Genomic DNA, 17099 nt, shown 5'->3' on the forward strand with positions numbered 1-17099 from the left:
ATATATCAATTACTATAATAACGTAAGAAGAAAAGTAAATTTAAAAGGCAAGACTCCTGTTGAATACAGAAATCTTGCCTTAGGAAAATAGCTTAATCAAAAAGTTCAACTTTTTGGGTTCACTACACAATAAGGCAAGACTAGCCTTTTTAATTTATTAAATTTATTGCCTAAGTGTTAAGAAATAATGCCTAAGTGTTAATTTGACGTAAATTTATCATTCGTTTTGCTTAAGTGTTTGATTTTTATACGTAACTGTAATAAGTAAAGAAAGTGTTGGAAGCTATAACATGTGGTAAAGTTAAATAAAGCACTTTAAGAAGGGTGTGTTACGATGTTAAAAAATGAAGTTCAAAAAATAGCTGTATCAGATGATACTATGATTGAAACTTTAGTAGATACCGCAGATAATCAAGCAGTTGGGATCATACATATATTTCATGGTATGTCTGAACATATGGAACGTTATGATGCGTTAGTTCAAGTATTAAATCAAAATGGTTACCACGTTATTCGTCATAATCATCGTGGTCACGGTAAGGAAATTGATTCTAAACGAGGACATTTTGATTCTATTGCACAAGTTGTACAAGATGCATATGAAATTCAAACTACTTATCGGTCTCAATTTGAGGATCATCTACCCTACATTGTTTTAGGTCATTCAATGGGTTCTATTATTGCACGTCAATATTTGCAACAACATTCTAATGAAGTGGATGGCATGATTTTATCAGGTACAGGCTTATTCCCAATGTGGCAAGGTGTTTTTGTTATTCCATTATTGAAATTAATCACCTTGATAGGTAGTAAGAAACGAATTACAAAATGGCTTAATTATATTATGGTGCAACAGTTTAATAAGCCTTTTAAACCATTGCGTACTCCGAGTGATTGGTTAAGTTCAGACGAATCACAAGTAGACGCATATGTGAATGATCCTTATTCTGGATTTTTAGTATCAAATCAACTGATATACAGTGTAGTGAAAAGTATGATTCAAACAGGTCGACACCGTAATATTAAGAAAATTAAAAGTGATGTGCCAATTTTAATGATATCAGGTAAAGAAGATTCTTTTGGTGAACAAGGTAAAGGGGTACGTCGACTTGGTCAAAAGTTAAAAAAAGGTGGAATAGAACATATTACAATACAGTTATATACCAATAAGCGTCATGAAATTTTATTTGAAAAAGACCATGAAAATGTATGGAAGCATATGTTAGACTGGATAAGTCGTCAAATTATACGTAAAAAATAAAGTGAGTGATAATGTGAAGCAAAACAAACCATTCTTGGTCGTTATCGTAGGGCCAACAGCAAGTGGGAAAACAGAATTAGGGGTTGAACTGGCTCGAAAAATAAATGGAGAAATCATCAGTGGAGACTCGATGCAAGTTTATAAGTATATGGATATTGGAACAGCCAAAGTGACTAGAGAGGAAATGAAAGGTGTACCTCATCATTTAATAGATATTTTAACACCAGATGAAACTTTTTCAGCTTATGACTTTCAACAACAGGCTAAAAGGCTAATAGAAGACATTTCGTCTAGAGGTAAGATACCTATTATTGTAGGAGGCACGGGTCTATATATTCAATCAGTGATTTATAACTATGCTTTTGAAAAAGAAGAAATATCTGATCATCAACGCCAAAAAGTACAGGCACAGCTGAAAAAGTTTGATGATTATTCGAATGAAGCATTGCACACCTATCTTGGCACATTCGACCCGAAATCCCAGGAGAATATACATCCAAACAACCGTCAACGTGTCCTTAGAGCGATAGAATATTACTTGACTACAAAAAAAATTTTAAGTAATCGCAAGAAAAGTACCCAATTGACTGAAAATTATGATACATTATTAGTAGGGATAGAAATGTCGCGTGATACATTGTATTCACGAATAAATAATCGCGTGGACATTATGTTGTCTCAAGGTTTATTGAAAGAAGTGCAACAACTTATTGAATTAGGTTATGAAACGTATCAAAGTATGCAAGCAATTGGGTACAAGGAATTAGTCCCAGTTGTTAAAGGTGAGATGCCACTCGAATTGGCAACCGAAAAACTTAAGCAAAACTCACGTCGTTATGCTAAACGACAACTTACGTGGTTTAAAAATCAACTTAATGTTCATTGGTTAGATAGAGAGAAGATGTCACTTACTTCAATGTTATCTGAGCTCACAACCCGAATAAATCAAAGGAGCAATTAACATGGTTGAGAATCAAAACATTCAAGACAAATACTTAGAAAACTTTAAAAATGAGGAGATAGAAATCACGGTATTTTTAACGAATGGATTTCAATTACGAGGAAAAATAGAAGATTACGACAGCACAGTAATTGACTTTTTCTCACAAGGAAAACATCATGTAATTTACAAACATGCAATCAGTACATTTTTAGAAGGTACAACAGAGGCATAAAAATGACATGCGTTTACGATAAGGCAAATCACATCGTAAACATTTTCCGAACTCATGGGTTGATAGTTCATTGTTGTAAAAACGAAACCCCTAAGTAACTAAAACAGTACGGTGTTGGACACATTAAAACATCTTAATCCAACCTCGTACTGTTTTAAATTATTATAAAATTGCTTCAATATCCTTTTTAAGATTTGAAGGTGTTTTCTGAGGTGAGAAACGTTTGACCACATTACCTTCACGATCTATTAAAAACTTAGTAAAATTCCACTTTATACGTTCTCCAAACATCCCTGATTGATGTGATTTTAAGTATTGAAATAAAGGATGCGCATTGTCACCATTAACATCAATTTTTTCGTGCATTGGAAAAGTCACACCATAGTTCAATTTACAATTAGCTTCAGCTTCAATACTTGACCCAGGTTCTTGTTTCCCAAATTGGTTGCTAGGGAATCCTAAAACAATAAAACCTTGATCTTGGTATGTTTTATATAATGTTTGTAATCCTTCAAACTGTGGCGTAAACCCACATTCACTTGCTGTATTCACAATAAGTATCACTTGGTCTTTATATTCTGATAATGGATATGTTGTACCATCAGCTCGTGTCACTTCGATATCATAAAAATTCATTATATTCACCCCTAAAATCACTATATCACAATGAAGGAAATTCGTCTCAATGCATAACCTATGATAGAATACAATATAATACATATTTTTAAAGCGTGGTGAAAATATTGACAAGTGATATGCATTCTACTCAAATCGAAAGAGAAAAAGCATTGCTTGTAGGTGTTGATTTATTTCAATCAGAATACGATTTTGAAAGTACAATGGATGAATTAAGTGCACTAGCAAAAACCTGTCAACTTGATGTTGAAGGTACATTTGAACAAAGTAAAAATCAGTTTGACCAAAAATATTATGTAGGTAAAGGCAAACTTCAAGATATTCAAGACTTCGTACAAGCTCAAAATATAGAGGTCTTAGTGGCAAATGACGAGTTGACAACAGCTCAATCTAAAAATCTCAATGCTACTTTGGGGATAAAAGTTATTGACCGGACTCAGCTCATTTTAGAAATTTTTGCAATGCGTGCGCAAAGTAAAGAAGGGCAACTTCAAGTTGAATATGCACAATTAGATTATTTACTCCCTCGATTAGCAGGACATGGTAAGAGTCTTTCTAGGCTTGGTGGCGGTATAGGTACTAGAGGCCCAGGAGAGACGAAGTTAGAAATGGACAGACGTCATATTAGAACGCGAATGAATGAAATTAAACGTAAACTTCAAAAAGTGACTGCACATCGTGAAAGATATCGTCAACAAAGAATAAATCAAAACGTATTTCAAGTTTCCTTAATTGGTTATACAAACGCAGGGAAATCATCTTGGTTTAACCAATTAACAGACGCTGAAACGTATGAAAAAGATCAATTGTTTGCGACTTTAGATCCCAAGACTAGAAAGCTTAAAATAAATGAAGGATTTGAATTAATTATTTCTGACACAGTTGGATTTATTCAAAAGTTACCAACAACGCTTATTGAAGCTTTTAAATCAACGCTAGAAGAAGCGAAGCAAGCAGATTTATTACTTCACGTGGTCGATACAAGTCATTCTGAATATAAAATACAATATGATACCGTCAATCAAATCATTAATGAACTTGAGATGTCACATATTCCACAAGTTGTTTTATTTAATAAAAGAGATTTAAGAGACTCAAAAGCTACAATCCCTGTAATCGGAAAACCGTCTATTTATGTGTCGGCATATATTACTGAAGATATCGAAAGCGTGAAATCTATTTTATTTGAACAAATTAAAACTTTATTTACGTACTATGAAGAAGTACTTCAAAGTGATGAGGCGGATAGATTATATGACCTCAAACAAAATACATTAGTTGATAGTTTGACCTTTGATGAAAGTAATCAAACGTATATTGTCAAAGGATATCGAAAATAATTAGAAAGAAGTAGAGTTATGGAAAAATTAAAGAATCTTATCAAAGATGTTGAAACAACATTAGAACCCTATTTTAAAGAAATCGAATACCGTGCCTTTGAAAATCAATCACGGGTATTAGATGCATTTCATAAAGTTAAAATAACTGAAACGGATTTAGTTGGTACAACAGGATATGGTTATGATGATTTAGGACGAGATCATTTGGAGGCTGTTTATGCTGAAACGTTTAAAGCAGAAGATGCCTTAGTAAGACCGCAATTAATTTCAGGTACACATGCTATCACGGTCGCATTACAAAGTCTTTTAAAACCTGGAGATACACTCATGTACATTACAGGTAGACCTTATGATACTTTGTTGGAAGTGATTGGTGTCAATGGCAATGGTATTGAGAGTTTAAAAGAATATGGGATAGCATATAAAGATGTCGCACTAAAAGATGGGGTAATTGATGTAGAAACCGTGCTTAAATCTATAGATCAGTCCACTAAAGTAATTGCTATTCAACGCTCTAAAGGATATGATCAACGCCCTTCAGTTGCTATAAGTGACATTGAAAAAGCTATTAAGCAAATCAAGGACGTATATCCAGAGATCACTATTTTTGTTGATAATTGCTATGGAGAATTTGTTGAAACCCGTGAACCTATTGAAGTTGGAGCAGATCTCATGGCAGGATCACTGATTAAAAATCCAGGGGGTGGTTTAGCTAAAATTGGAGGTTATATTGTTGGGCGAAAAGATTTAGTTGAAAGATGCGGCTATCGTCTCACAGCTCCTGGTATTGGAAAAGAAGCAGGCGCCTCTTTGAATTCTTTACAAGAAATGTATCAAGGTTTCTTTTTGAGCCCTCATGTCGTGAGTCAAAGTTTAAAAGGAGCTTTATTTACTAGTTTGTTGCTAGAACGATTAGATATGCGTACTACACCGCGTTATGATGCACATCGTACGGATTTGATTCAAACTGTTACTTTTGATACTAAAGAACAGATGATAGATTTTTGTCAAAGCATTCAACATGCTTCGCCAATCAATGCGCATTTCAGTCCTGAACCAAGCTATATGCCAGGATATGAAGATGACGTTATCATGGCAGCTGGTACGTTTATTCAAGGTTCTTCTATCGAATTATCAGCAGATGGACCAATTCGTCCTCCGTATGAAGCTTATATTCAAGGTGGCTTAACATATGAGCATGTAAAAATTGCTGTAACGAGAGCAGTTGAAAAACTTATACAACAAGGTCTTATCGCTATATAAAACCATTTTAATCAAGAGTTAAAAATTTCATGTCAGGTTTTCTTACATATTTTTGAAATCACTTTTAAGGTATGCTATCTTTAGTGTAAGTTCACAAGTCAAGGAGATGTGGGAAATTGGATAATGATAAAATACGTCGCAATATGCCTGTATTTCCGATGAGCGTTGTGAGTAAGTTAACTGAACTGACACCAAGACAAATTCGCTATTATGAAACACATGAATTAGTTAAGCCCGCTCGAACAGAAGGCAATAAACGATTGTTTTCTTTAAATGACTTAGAGAACTTACTTTCAATTAAACATTTACTTGAAAAAGGGTTTAATATGAAAGGAATTAAACAGATAATGTGTAACACTGAACCTAGAGCAAATGATGATGAGGCAACACAGTTAAGAAAACAGATGTTAGTTGACACGACTCAAAAACCGCAACATGAATCAATTCCGTTAAATCGTGGCGACCTATCACGTTTTTTTAAATAAAAAATTACTGGGGGACAATACCTTATGTCAAAACAAAAGTTCACAAAAGATGATATTCGACATTTTGCAGAAGAAGAAAATGTAAGATATTTACGTTTACAATTTACTGATATTTTAGGCACAATTAAGAACGTAGAAGTACCTGTAAGCCAACTTGAAAAAGTGTTAGACAATCAAATGATGTTTGATGGTTCTTCTATTGAAGGATTCGTTCGTATTGAAGAATCAGATATGTATTTATATCCGGATTTAGATACTTGGGTTATTTTTCCATGGACAGCAGGACAAGGCAAAGTAGCGCGTTTAATTTGTGATATTTATACAACAGACCATAAACCATTCGAAGGGGATCCACGTAGTAACTTAAAACGTGTACTTAAAAAAATGGAAGATATGGGATACACTGATTTCAACCTAGGGCCTGAGCCAGAATTTTTCTTATTTAAATTAGACGAAAAAGGCGAACCTACTATGGAACTTAATGACCACGGTGGATACTTCGACTTAGCGCCTACTGATTTAGGTGAAAACTGCCGTCGTGATATCGTTTTAGAACTAGAAGATATGGGCTTTGACATTGAAGCATCACACCATGAAGTTGCGCCAGGTCAACATGAAATTGACTTCAAATATGCAGATGCAATTTCAGCATGTGACAACATTCAAACATTCAAATTAGTTGTAAAAACAATTGCACGTAAACATAATTTACATGCGACATTTATGCCAAAACCATTATTTGGTGTAAATGGAAGCGGTATGCACTTTAACGTTTCATTATTCAAAGGTAAGGAAAATGCTTTCTTTGATGAAAATGGAGAAATGCAATTAACTGAAGACGCGTATCATTTCATTGCAGGTTGTATGAAAAATGCACGTGGTTACACTGCAGTATGTAATCCACTTGTAAACTCATATAAACGCTTAGTACCTGGTTATGAAGCACCAAGTTATATTGCATGGAGTGGTAAGAACCGTTCACCATTAGTACGTGTCCCAACTTCACGTGGATTATCAACACGTGTTGAAATCCGCTCAGTTGACCCATCTGCAAACCCTTATATGGCATTAGCAGCAATTTTAGAAGCCGGATTAGATGGTATTGAAAATAAATTAGAAGTACCAGAGCCAGTAAATCAAAACATTTATGAAATGAATCGTGAAGAGCGTGAAGCGGTAGGTATTGAAGACTTACCTTCTACATTATATACAGCATTAAAAGCAATGCGTGAAAATTCAACGATTAAATCAGCATTAGGCGATCATATCTATAATCAATTCATTAATTCTAAATCTATCGAATGGGATTATTATAGAACACAAGTGTCTGAATGGGAAATTGACCAGTATATGAAACAATACTAAGCCAGAGAACCCTTGAAGCTATTAGCTTTGAGGGTTTTTTATTTGCACCCGGTTTTTATTTTTTTATTCAATTGGGTGCAAAATGGGTGCACACTTATCCGAAAAGATTGTTATTATTAATAAACTTTTCAAAGTCTTCTTTAGCTTTCTTATTCATATTTTCAGTTACATGACTATATACTTGTTCAGTAATAGCCATCGTCTTATGTCCCAGGCGCTCTTGAATGACTTTCATTGGTACATTACTTTCTAATAAAAGCGTTGCGTGTGTATGACGTAATTTGTGAATACTCAAACCATTTCCTTCACCTAATATTTTTTCAGTGACATATTTCATCGTGTTGTGTGTAGTACTTCGAGGAATTGCGTCGCCGAATTCATTACAAAATATAAAATCATGCGTGTCATTATAAACATCTTCATTAACTATTCGATTTGCATTTTGTAGATATTTGAATTTGGTTAATTCTTTGGCTAATTCGTCAGTAATATATATCATTCTATTCTCTTTATTTTTAGTAGTATTCCATCTATCGTGCTTTTGGTCGTATGACTTAGTAATAGATAACGTTTTATCTTTGCTGTTGTAATCAGACCATTGCAGCGCATTAGCTTCGCCTACGCGTATACCTGTTTCGAGCATTGTCCTGAACATATAATATTGATGAATATCCCTTTTTTTAACCATATTTAGAAATGGTTTGATTTTTTCTTTTGGTAAATACTGAGCTTTTTGTGGTTCGTTTAAATCTCGATGTTTAAGTTCAACGCCTTCACATGGATTAGCAACTAAAATGCGATCGTACACTGCTCTTTGTAATGCTCTTTTTAAAAATGAATGTGATTTTTTAATAGTGGATTTACTGTATTTTTTATCGATTAAATCATTAATGAATTCTTGATGTTTTGAAGGTGTGATATTTTTAATAGGGATATTCCCATAAAATTTTAACACGCGCATCTTAGAGAATTTTTCGATTTCAATCGTACTTTGGCTTAGTTTATTATTTCTCCAGGTTTTTGAATAATATTCCAACCAATCTTCGAGAAGGTAGTTAATAGTTTCATTCATACCTTGATTCATAGAGTTTTCAACTTCGATAGCAGCACGTCTAGCCTCTGCTTTAGTCATGAATCCACTTTTAGATATAGATTTTCTATTTCCATTTTCATCGGTATAAAAAATGCGATATCTCCATTTCTTTCCTCTTTTTTCAAGTTGCATAAAAAATCACTCCTTAATTAGTAAAAAAGTAAAAAATAATAAGGGTACAGGAGTACCCGATGAATTGCAAAAAAAAGACACCTATATAAAATAGGTGCCACTTATAATTATAAGATTAAAGGTTTACTATTCATAAATGAATAGCGAATATCAATAATGTTTAGGGAATCTCCCTTATATATTAGTATAGTAGCACCTTATTCAATTCTTGGCAAGGAAAGTAAATCTGAATTTATTTGATTAATGATTGCTAAAAGCGTTATAGCGTCCACACTTACATTACTAATTTCTTTAGGATAAATATTTTTTATCCTAAACTTACTAATTGGTTGAAACGAATTAACACAGGCAAAACTGGTGTTTTTTAATTTTTTTAGTTTTTCAATAGCGTCTTTAGCTTTTTTGACGTCTTTATTAAGCTTATCGATTTTTTTCGAAGATGAACTTTCCCACTCTATAAATTCAGCAAACTTTAGTCGAATCTCTTCATCAGACATCACATGTGGATTAAATTCGTTTAATTCACTCAAAATATTTTCATAATTTTTCTTTTTGTCATTCAATGTATCTAAAGCTTTTGTTATATATTTTAGTTTCATATCAATATTTATCTTTAGGTACTTAGGATTATACTTTGAAGAAAGTGGAACAACGTTTATTATATCTTCTTTGTGGCTATCATTACGATTCATGACTATAGCAAAGTGTGAGTTTGAAAATTCATGATTAACATTAAGTCCAAAGTCAACAAATACAATATCACCCTGTTGGAATTTAGGGTAATAACCCTTGTGCTTCTCCTCTGATTCAAATTTACGTAATAAATAATCAAGTTGATAATCTATATTCTTAAATTTAAAGTCACCAGAGGTTTTTAACTTATGAATTCTTTGATTAAAATTAAATTTTGACATTCCATCCCTCAACCTCCAATCCTTCTCACCTCAAAAACTCTTAACGGTTCAAACGTAATAGAGTAATTGGCGTAGTTAGTTCCAATACCATATTTATTTTTGTAATGTTCCAATGCATTGAGATTATTTAAAAACAAAATGTAAAAAACTAATTAATCTCACATGCGTAATTATCATTATCTCTGTCTAATTTTGACGCATACGCAGCGTGCCCGGCAGGAACACCATTAGGATGAACTTCTCTTAAAGCAGTACAATTAGGGAATGACTCAGTATTGCTAGTTGATTGTTCTGAATCTTCGGATTGGCCAACATCAGATGAAGGATTATCTACTTGATTTTCGGTAGTAATATCTTCATTCTCATTAGAGTCGTATACATCTTTTTGTTTTTTCTCAAATACTGAGTCTATACTCCATATACCAATTTTTTCAGATTTTGCTTGTTCTTGAGATGTTTCAAGTGTATCTAAATATCTTGTATTAGGCGGATAAGCATAAGCAACTTTTGCTAAACCTTCTCTAACTAATATATTGTTTAGCATTTCTCCATCAACATATATGTATGCTAATTTTCTATTGTATTTATCTTCTTTTTGACCAACGTCAAACTCTACTTCTATCTTCTCAGCATTAGTTAATAATTCAGCTGTTCTATCTGAAGCTTCTTGGCCGAATGGTTGTTTACCGACTTTTGGGTGTTTAGTTTCAGGTGTATCTATAAGTAAAAATCTAAATGATTCTGTTCGACCATCATAATTAAATTTTGCAGTATCACCATCAACAGTAGAGACAAGTTTGACAGGTATCCTATCTTTTGTTCCTGGGTTCAATTCTTTTTTGTCTTTGTTATTTGACTTCTCATTAGATATATTTTGTGATTTAGATTGGTTAGTTTCTTCTTTTTTATTACTTTCTTTTGAATCATCAGTTTTATCTTTATCAACAGCTTCTTTCGGCTTGTTTTTCTCTTCGGTTACTTTATCTGTATCATCGTTACTGTTACCGTCTGTAAAAATAGCAGAACAGCCACCGATTAATAATAGAATTAAAAAGATGATCCCAAAGCACCCTAGGCAGCCTGAACAGCCGTTATTATTTTCTTTTTTCTTTTGATTTTCTTCCATTATTAATTCTCCTTCATTCAATTGTTTTATATTCAAAAACTCTTAACGGTTCAAAAGTAATAGGCGTAATGGTGTAATAAAAAAGGGTAGGCGTGCTACCCTGAAAATTATTCGAAACTTGAAACTATAAGACTACGAACATTACCGTCATCAGTTAGTGATAAAGTGACGTAATAATCTTTATTTAAAGATTCAGAATGATATTTTTGTTCTGTGTCTGATTTATTAGAAACAAATTCAGCATCTTTTGCCATCAAATCTTTCGCATGTTCATTCAAGAAGTTTTTATCTGTATTTTTATTTAACGGTAAATTAGAAAAATCTTTTTCAGCTTGTAATATATCGTCGTTGTCACCTAGTATATAAGTCATATCATCAATAACCACAGGATTATTATTGTTATGCTTTTTAGTTAGCTTTCCATAAACCGTGTTATCTTCCGGTCTAACTTTTTTAGTTTCAGATGTTTTATCTTCTTGCTTTTCTTTTTCTTGTGTTTTTTTATCGTCTTGTTTTTTAGATTGTTCATCTGTTGCTTTTTGCATTTGCTTTTCAGTATCTTTTTTCTGTTTATCTTCATCGTTGCCAAATAAGGCGCTGCAACCACCAAAAACTAAAATAATTAACAGAATGATACCTAAACAACCAAGACAACCTTTTTTGTTTTCGTCTTTTGTCTGCGACATTTATATGTCCCCTTTAAATTTTATTTATATTAAACGCTATAGCGTCAAATATCTTTGTATATTATGAGTGGCTCAAATTGGATTATGTAGTTGTTATGTCTGACTGATAAGCCATATTTCAATTTATAGTGATTAATGCAATTTTCTACAAAACTTTTAGACACTTCAAAATAAAGTGACATTTCGTGCAAATTGTGCACACCATACTCAAAGGCGTCTACGATACCTTGTAATGTTATAACTGATTCATACGCCTCTCTACGGGCTTTTAATTCAAATTTACGATTGAGTATATTTGATTGATCTAAAATATTACCAGAAGACAAATAGTAATGTGCAACTTCTTCCGCTAACACTTCATGCTTTTGGAAACCGGTTAAATTTCTATCTATTAGAATTACATCATTGTCTAAAAAGCCTTTAAAGTCTCCAGGTAATTCGAATTTATCTTCCACAGTTATGTATTGATGTTTCTGTAATAATTCTTCGTATTTCCCCAAATTCCATCAGCCCTTTATTTATTTGTCTCTTGCTTTTCTTACCATTTCCGCAAATTCTCTAATTTTAGCGAGTTCCTCTTCTGAAAAATCCCCGTCTAAATGAGCAGCGATAGTATCTTGTTGTAAACTTTTATCTTCTGTAATGTCAGAGGGCATCACGCCAAAGTAATCAGCAAGTAATTCAATTTTATCTCTTCTCGGATATTTAACCGCATTTATCCAACTACTAACTGTTGATTCTTTTAAATCTAAATCTTTAGCCATATCCGTTTGTGTTTTACCTTTACGTTCTAAAAGATTTTTTAAATTTTTTGAAAGAACTTCTTTAGCCATTTGATTGCCTCTCTTCTTATTTAAGTGTTGTCTAAATTATATTAAAAAGTTTACAAAAAGTAAAGCCTTTTTCTAGAAAAATTTACTTAATGTGTTGACACTTTACTTTTAGTGTAGTAAATTAGGTACATACCTTACAGGGAGGTGACAACATGACAGACACGATCGAGACTCTTTCTCTGAAAAGTGCAAGAACCGAATTCGATTATACGCAAGAGCAAATTGCTGATAAACTAGGGGTTTCAAGAGCACAATATATTGCGTGGGAAAGAGGGGATGTAGTACCTAAAAGCATGGTCGTTTATGCTTTAGCTTACATCTACGGGATTAATGCTGACTTATTAAGAGTTAGCAAAAAAATTTAACACCAACTTCACTTTTAGTGTAGTTTAGAGGAGGATGAACAATGCAACTATTACAGGAAGTCAAAATCGAAAACAACTCGAAATTAGGGGCAGTTGTTTCTAGTCGAGTAGTAGCAAATGAATTAAATAGAACACACAAAAATGTAATTAGAGGATTGGAGAAAATTTTAACCAGCTCAAATGTGAGCTCGTTAATCGTACTTAGTGAATATAAAGATGCTAAGGGCGAAACTCGAAAAGAATACCTACTTACAAAAGACGGATTCACTCTCTACATGTTCAACATTCAAGGTCATAACGAATTTAAAATGGCATACATTAACAGATTTAACGAAATGGAAAACGCACTTCAAAACAAATTGCCTGGAACTTATAAAGAGGCATTAACTCAATTGTTGGAAACAGTTGAACGTAATGAACAATTAGCACTTGAAAATAACATGCAAAAGCAAAAGATTGCGGAATATGAACCTAAAGCATCTTATTTAGACACTATTCTTAACAACAAGAGTTTGGTGACAGTCGGACAAATCGCAAAAGATTATGGTATGTCAGCTCAAGCACTAAACAAGTTGCTGCATGAATTGAAAGTACAGTACAAACAATCAGGACAATGGTTACTTTATTCAAATCTACACGACAAAGGTTATACACATTCTTCTACAACGGAGATTGAACATAAAGACGGTAGCACATCGGTTCGCATGAACACTAAGTGGACGCAAAAAGGTCGTCTATTCATCTACGACTTACTTAAAGACAACGATATTCTACCCACAATCGAACAAACAAATTAAGGAGGGATAAAAAAATGAAACTACTCAAATACACAAAAATAGCACTCCTAATCATCATCTTGGCGGAGGAGATTAGGAATGCTAAAAGTATAAAAAATCATAAACATGGCATTAAGTTATCAATTAATAAAAATAAATGTTTGATAACTAATTATTGAATACGTGGTAAATAATTATCTTCTTTTTCATTATAGTCTAAAGCCCAATTACTTTTAATGACTATTATTTCTGGAGTTTGAATAAACATGATGTTAAAGCCATTATCATATTTTTGTTCCGTAATTTTTAAATCATTTGTGTGATAAATTTCATCACGGTGAAATTCATTTTGCCAATCCCCTTCTGAGTCAAGCCATGGAGTATCAATGCTTATTTCAGTAGTACCACCATTTTGAGGTGGCTTTATTTCATAAGTGAAAGGAAATCTTTGAACATTTACCATCCTATACACCCCCAATCTACGCAGTAGCGTTATAAACATTATACACAAAATTAGATTGAATAATGACAAAAGTAGAAGATTAACACAAAGGAGGTTTTTATATGGTTCAAACAATACAAGTAACCGTACCAATCCCAAACGATCATATCATCATTTCAAAAGTTGAATATCAAGAACTATTAGATAATCGTCCAATCAATATGACTTTGCAGGAAGTTGCTGACACTTTCCCTTAATTTATGAGACAACATATTTATTCATATTTATCACCTCCTTAGGTGATTATACCAAAACAATCGAACAAACAAATTAAGGAGGATAAACAATGCAAGAGGAGAACAAAGAGTTAGAAATAAATTTAAATATTAATGTAAAAAACCGCAATGAACTAAATGAATTGTTGGAGGCAATTCAAAAAGACATTGCAGCTTTAAAGAATGATTTTGACAAATTAAATCAATTTAATATCAAGTTCGATTTAGAGTGATTTCAGAAGAGCAACTCGGACATTTAGCTTTGTAATTTCTGAATTTGAAAGTTCGCTTTTTCTCACAGATAGGACATTTCATCTTCTTATCGAATTTAGCTAATTGTTTATTAAAAGCTTTTCTAAAGTCTTTATCGAATTGTTTTTCATCAAAATCAATTGAAACACCATGCTTTTTAGCCATAAACATCACCTCCTTATTAGGAGTATAGCAGAAAGGAGCGTACACGATTGAACGAATTACAAACATTAATTGAACAAACAAATTAAGGAGGACAAACAATGCTAAATATCCAAATCGACGACGAATTAATTAACGAATTAGTAGATAAAAAGGTAGAAGAAATTTTATCTAATTACAAGAGAACGTTAGTAACAGTCGACATAAAAGATCTGGTTGAAATTACAGGGTTAAGTAAGTCGACGCTAGAAAAGAATATTATTACTCAACCTGAAGTGATTGAAGTTACACGTCGAATTGGTTCACGTGTACTGTACAAATATCCTGATGTTATTGGCGCTCTATCGAAAGTTATAGACAGATTAGGGGGTGATTAACAATGTTAAAAGAAGAAGTCGAAAAAAGATTGTATCGCATACTAAAACACAAAAATAACTCATCATTTTTTAAAAGTGACGAGTTAGAGGATTTAACGAAATTATATAAAATTCTAAATGAAAGCAATTATAAAAACATCACTTTTACAGATATTACACCAGCCATATCAATCATAAGTATCACAAGTGTTATTATCACAATCTTAATAAAGTTGTTGTAATCATCACCTTATCAATTAGTGACTTAATTATAGCAAAAAGAAGAGACGAGCAAATCTTTGGAGGTGATTAAGTGAACAAATTAATAGCTTGGTTTATGACGTTTATCGTCGCGTTCATAACATTGACATTTTCAGTGTTTGCAGGCGTGCATTTCACGACGCTAATCATCATAGTGTTCGTGTCTGAAATAGCGACGTATCACGCAACGCTATACGTACTGAATGAATTAAAAAAGACTGAATGCTAACCACCATTAGCAAACAGTCGGAATTTAAACAAAATTAATCGAATTAATTATATCACAAAATTTAGGAGGAGTTAATAAATGACTAACTTATTCGATCTAAATCAAAACGAACTCGCTATTTTAGAAATGCTTGAAAATGAAGAGTTGAGTTTTGAGGACGTAAAAGACACTTTGGACTCAATTCGAGAAGAACAAAAGCGTAAATATGATTTCATGCAAAAAATGATTCTGTCATTAAAAGGTGATGTAAACACGTTAAAAGAGCGTGAAACTTCACTAAGTAAACGAAGAAAATCGTACGAGAATAAAATCAAATCACTTCAAAACTACATGTTAGATTCAATGAAATTTAAAGGTGAAACAAAATTCAAAACAGAAGAGTTCACATATTTCATTAGAAAATCTGAATCGACTCAAATCGATGATGAAAGTGTAGTACCTGATAAATACAAAGAGGAACAAGCACCGAAAATAAACAAAGGTCAAATTAAAAAGGACATTAAAGCAGGCATTGAAGTTAAAGGTGCGACACTCGTCGAAAATGAAAGTTTAGGGGTGAGATGATGGCAGAACTAAATCTATATCAAAAAATAGCAGATGTTAAAGCAAACATAGACGGCTTTACTAAAGATACTAAAGGTTACAACTACAGTTATGTGAGTGGTTCGCAAGTATTACACCGCATCAGAAATAAAATGATTGAACATCGCTTATTGCTTGTACCTAGTACCACGCAAGAAAACTATAAGCAAATAGAAGTTACTAGATTCAATAAAAAGGCAGGGCGTGAAGTAACTGTATCAGAGTTTGTTGTTGAAATGCAATTAACTTATACATGGATCAACGCAGATAAACCTGATGAACAAATGGAAGTTACATTCTATTCAGTAGGTCAGCAAGATGATGTATCGAAAGCACAAGGAACAGCATTAACTTATTCAGAACGATATTTCTTAATGAAGTTCTTCAATATTCCTACAGATGAAGATGACGCAGACGCAAAGCAAAAGAAAGAGCAGTACACAAAACCTGATGAAAAAGCGATTGGAACCTTAAAACAAGAAATGCTCAAATTTAGCGAACTTATGCAGTCGTTAGGTAAGCAAGTGAGTGTTGATGATGTGCAAAGACAATTGGGCATCAATGACATTCAATCTTTAAGCAACAGCCAAATTAGCGCATGTATCAAAAAGTTAGACAACTGGACTAAACAAGCAAAGGAGAATGAATAATGTTTAATAGAGTTGTATTAGTAGGACGATTAACAAAAGACCCTGAATTCAGAACGACGGCATCAGGTGTAGAAGTAACAACATTCACACTTGCGGTAAATCGCAATTTCAAAAGTAAAGACGGAAAACAACAAGCTGACTTTATTAATTGCGTTGTATTCCGCAAGCAGGCTGAAAACGTCAAAAACTTTTTAAGTAAAGGTAGCTTAGCAGGCGTTGATGGACGGATGCAATCACGCAGTTATGAGAACCAAGAAGGCCGACGTGTATATGTCACGGAAGTTGTGTGCGACAGTGTGCAATTTTTAGAGCCTAAATCAAACAGCCAGCCACAACAACAAGGGCAAGCGCCTGTGCAAGAGAATCCATTCGCAAATGCTAATGGACCGATTGATATTAATGATGAAGATTTGCCTTTTTAAGCCACATAGCGAGGCGAT

At 33.1% G+C, this 17099-nt stretch carries 27 protein-coding genes and 1 pseudogene; 18 read left to right on the plus strand and 10 right to left on the minus strand.

Features of this window, described 5'->3' with window-relative positions:
- Window positions 1–4: 4 nt before the first annotated feature.
- The 4 genes from HHH54_RS11530 to hfq all read left to right on the plus strand — a co-directional run bounded on the left by HHH54_RS11530 (window position 5) and on the right by hfq (window position 2436).
- Window positions 5–91 carry an IS3 family transposase gene (locus HHH54_RS11530; RefSeq protein ID WP_432813794.1) on the plus strand — a complete coding sequence of 29 codons (87 nt, stop codon included), beginning with the start codon at window positions 5–7 and terminating at the stop codon, window positions 89–91.
- Between the two features lie 243 nt (window positions 92–334).
- The gene (locus tag HHH54_RS05985; RefSeq protein ID WP_198617935.1) at window positions 335–1261 is read left to right on the plus strand and encodes an alpha/beta fold hydrolase; all 927 of its coding nucleotides are present in this window, start codon (window positions 335–337) and stop codon (window positions 1259–1261) included.
- Between the two features lie 13 nt (window positions 1262–1274).
- Window positions 1275–2222 (plus strand): tRNA (adenosine(37)-N6)-dimethylallyltransferase MiaA, encoded by a 948-nt coding sequence (miaA, locus tag HHH54_RS05990; RefSeq protein WP_198617936.1) that lies wholly within the window; start codon window positions 1275–1277, stop codon window positions 2220–2222.
- A 1-nt stretch (window position 2223) separates the two neighbouring features.
- Window positions 2224–2436 carry an RNA chaperone Hfq gene (hfq, locus tag HHH54_RS05995; RefSeq protein ID WP_198617937.1) on the plus strand — a complete coding sequence of 71 codons (213 nt, stop codon included), beginning with the start codon at window positions 2224–2226 and terminating at the stop codon, window positions 2434–2436.
- 162 nt (window positions 2437–2598) lie between these two features.
- On the opposite strand, the gene HHH54_RS06000 is transcribed toward hfq, so the two are convergent.
- The gene (locus HHH54_RS06000) at window positions 2599–3072 is read right to left on the minus strand and encodes a glutathione peroxidase (RefSeq protein WP_198617938.1); all 474 of its coding nucleotides are present in this window, start codon (window positions 3070–3072) and stop codon (window positions 2599–2601) included.
- A gap of 104 nt (window positions 3073–3176) precedes the next feature.
- On the opposite strand from HHH54_RS06000, the gene hflX reads away from it, so the two are divergent.
- The 4 genes from hflX (at window position 3177) to glnA (ending at window position 7525) form a co-directional block, all read left to right on the plus strand.
- On the plus strand, window positions 3177–4412 hold the full coding sequence (hflX, locus tag HHH54_RS06005; protein WP_432813796.1) for a GTPase HflX: 1236 nt from the start codon (window positions 3177–3179) through the stop codon (window positions 4410–4412).
- Window positions 4413–4430: 18 nt separating this feature from the next.
- Entirely contained in the window at window positions 4431–5675 is a 1245-nt protein-coding gene (locus tag HHH54_RS06010) for a methionine gamma-lyase family protein (protein ID WP_198617939.1), read from the plus strand.
- A gap of 116 nt (window positions 5676–5791) precedes the next feature.
- Window positions 5792–6160, plus strand: coding sequence for a MerR family transcriptional regulator (locus tag HHH54_RS06015; protein ID WP_198617940.1), 369 nt, complete (start codon window positions 5792–5794; stop codon window positions 6158–6160).
- A 24-nt stretch (window positions 6161–6184) separates the two neighbouring features.
- On the plus strand, window positions 6185–7525 hold the full coding sequence (glnA, locus tag HHH54_RS06020; protein WP_198617941.1) for a type I glutamate--ammonia ligase: 1341 nt from the start codon (window positions 6185–6187) through the stop codon (window positions 7523–7525).
- A 94-nt stretch (window positions 7526–7619) separates the two neighbouring features.
- On the opposite strand, the gene HHH54_RS06025 is transcribed toward glnA, so the two are convergent.
- The 7 genes and pseudogenes from HHH54_RS06025 to HHH54_RS06050 all read right to left on the minus strand — a co-directional run bounded on the left by HHH54_RS06025 (window position 7620) and on the right by HHH54_RS06050 (window position 12309).
- Window positions 7620–8750 (minus strand): site-specific integrase, encoded by a 1131-nt coding sequence (locus HHH54_RS06025; RefSeq protein ID WP_198617942.1) that lies wholly within the window; start codon window positions 8748–8750, stop codon window positions 7620–7622.
- Window positions 8751–8947: 197 nt separating this feature from the next.
- Window positions 8948–9664: a type II toxin-antitoxin system PemK/MazF family toxin gene (locus HHH54_RS06030; RefSeq protein WP_198617943.1), complete on the minus strand. Its 717-nt coding sequence runs from the start codon at window positions 9662–9664 to the stop codon at window positions 8948–8950.
- Between the two features lie 8 nt (window positions 9665–9672).
- Window positions 9673–9777 (minus strand): annotated as a pseudogene (locus HHH54_RS11305) (toxin); the annotation flags it as partial.
- 35 nt (window positions 9778–9812) lie between these two features.
- Entirely contained in the window at window positions 9813–10790 is a 978-nt protein-coding gene (locus HHH54_RS06035) for a thermonuclease family protein (protein WP_198617944.1), read from the minus strand.
- 107 nt (window positions 10791–10897) lie between these two features.
- On the minus strand, window positions 10898–11476 hold the full coding sequence (locus HHH54_RS06040) for a hypothetical protein (protein ID WP_198617945.1): 579 nt from the start codon (window positions 11474–11476) through the stop codon (window positions 10898–10900).
- 44 nt (window positions 11477–11520) lie between these two features.
- Window positions 11521–11976, minus strand: a complete 456-nt coding sequence (locus tag HHH54_RS06045) for an ImmA/IrrE family metallo-endopeptidase (protein WP_198617946.1) — start codon at window positions 11974–11976, stop codon at window positions 11521–11523.
- Between the two features lie 18 nt (window positions 11977–11994).
- A complete protein-coding gene (locus HHH54_RS06050; RefSeq protein WP_198617947.1) occupies window positions 11995–12309 on the minus strand; it encodes a helix-turn-helix domain-containing protein in 315 nt (104 codons plus the stop codon).
- A 152-nt stretch (window positions 12310–12461) separates the two neighbouring features.
- Between HHH54_RS06050 and HHH54_RS06055 the strand changes: the two genes are divergently transcribed.
- Together HHH54_RS06055 and HHH54_RS06060 are read left to right on the plus strand one after the other, a co-directional pair.
- Window positions 12462–12674: a helix-turn-helix transcriptional regulator gene (locus tag HHH54_RS06055; protein ID WP_198617948.1), complete on the plus strand. Its 213-nt coding sequence runs from the start codon at window positions 12462–12464 to the stop codon at window positions 12672–12674.
- A gap of 41 nt (window positions 12675–12715) precedes the next feature.
- Window positions 12716–13471 carry a phage antirepressor KilAC domain-containing protein gene (locus HHH54_RS06060; protein ID WP_198617949.1) on the plus strand — a complete coding sequence of 252 codons (756 nt, stop codon included), beginning with the start codon at window positions 12716–12718 and terminating at the stop codon, window positions 13469–13471.
- A gap of 151 nt (window positions 13472–13622) precedes the next feature.
- On the opposite strand, the gene HHH54_RS06065 is transcribed toward HHH54_RS06060, so the two are convergent.
- Window positions 13623–13913 carry a hypothetical protein gene (locus tag HHH54_RS06065; protein ID WP_198617950.1) on the minus strand — a complete coding sequence of 97 codons (291 nt, stop codon included), beginning with the start codon at window positions 13911–13913 and terminating at the stop codon, window positions 13623–13625.
- A 101-nt stretch (window positions 13914–14014) separates the two neighbouring features.
- On the opposite strand from HHH54_RS06065, the gene HHH54_RS11400 reads away from it, so the two are divergent.
- Both HHH54_RS11400 and HHH54_RS06070 read left to right on the plus strand, forming a co-directional pair.
- The gene (locus tag HHH54_RS11400) at window positions 14015–14149 is read left to right on the plus strand and encodes a hypothetical protein (RefSeq protein WP_269814016.1); all 135 of its coding nucleotides are present in this window, start codon (window positions 14015–14017) and stop codon (window positions 14147–14149) included.
- An 89-nt stretch (window positions 14150–14238) separates the two neighbouring features.
- The gene (locus HHH54_RS06070; RefSeq protein ID WP_198617951.1) at window positions 14239–14400 is read left to right on the plus strand and encodes a hypothetical protein; all 162 of its coding nucleotides are present in this window, start codon (window positions 14239–14241) and stop codon (window positions 14398–14400) included.
- Here HHH54_RS06070 and HHH54_RS06075 read toward each other — a convergent pair.
- Window positions 14381–14584: a hypothetical protein gene (locus HHH54_RS06075; RefSeq protein ID WP_103211814.1), complete on the minus strand. Its 204-nt coding sequence runs from the start codon at window positions 14582–14584 to the stop codon at window positions 14381–14383. The genes HHH54_RS06070 and HHH54_RS06075 overlap by 20 nt on opposite strands.
- Window positions 14585–14682: 98 nt before the next feature.
- Between HHH54_RS06075 and HHH54_RS06080 the strand changes: the two genes are divergently transcribed.
- The 6 genes from HHH54_RS06080 to ssb all read left to right on the plus strand — a co-directional run bounded on the left by HHH54_RS06080 (window position 14683) and on the right by ssb (window position 17081).
- Window positions 14683–14958, plus strand: coding sequence for a hypothetical protein (locus HHH54_RS06080; RefSeq protein ID WP_198617952.1), 276 nt, complete (start codon window positions 14683–14685; stop codon window positions 14956–14958).
- Window positions 14959–14960: 2 nt separating this feature from the next.
- Entirely contained in the window at window positions 14961–15179 is a 219-nt protein-coding gene (locus HHH54_RS06085) for a hypothetical protein (protein WP_198617953.1), read from the plus strand.
- Between the two features lie 71 nt (window positions 15180–15250).
- Window positions 15251–15427 carry a hypothetical protein gene (locus tag HHH54_RS06090; protein ID WP_198618025.1) on the plus strand — a complete coding sequence of 59 codons (177 nt, stop codon included), beginning with the start codon at window positions 15251–15253 and terminating at the stop codon, window positions 15425–15427.
- A 78-nt stretch (window positions 15428–15505) separates the two neighbouring features.
- Entirely contained in the window at window positions 15506–15991 is a 486-nt protein-coding gene (locus HHH54_RS06095; protein WP_198617954.1) for a siphovirus Gp157 family protein, read from the plus strand.
- On the plus strand, window positions 15988–16659 hold the full coding sequence (locus HHH54_RS06100) for an ERF family protein (protein ID WP_198617955.1): 672 nt from the start codon (window positions 15988–15990) through the stop codon (window positions 16657–16659). Before HHH54_RS06095 ends, HHH54_RS06100 begins: the two co-directional genes overlap by 4 nt.
- Window positions 16659–17081 (plus strand): single-stranded DNA-binding protein, encoded by a 423-nt coding sequence (gene ssb / locus HHH54_RS06105; RefSeq protein WP_198617956.1) that lies wholly within the window; start codon window positions 16659–16661, stop codon window positions 17079–17081. Before HHH54_RS06100 ends, ssb begins: the two co-directional genes overlap by 1 nt.
- Window positions 17082–17099: the final 18 nt, after the last annotated feature.

The sequence above is a fragment of the Staphylococcus canis genome, from assembly GCF_016238445.1.
Classification (GTDB): domain Bacteria; phylum Bacillota; class Bacilli; order Staphylococcales; family Staphylococcaceae; genus Staphylococcus; species Staphylococcus canis.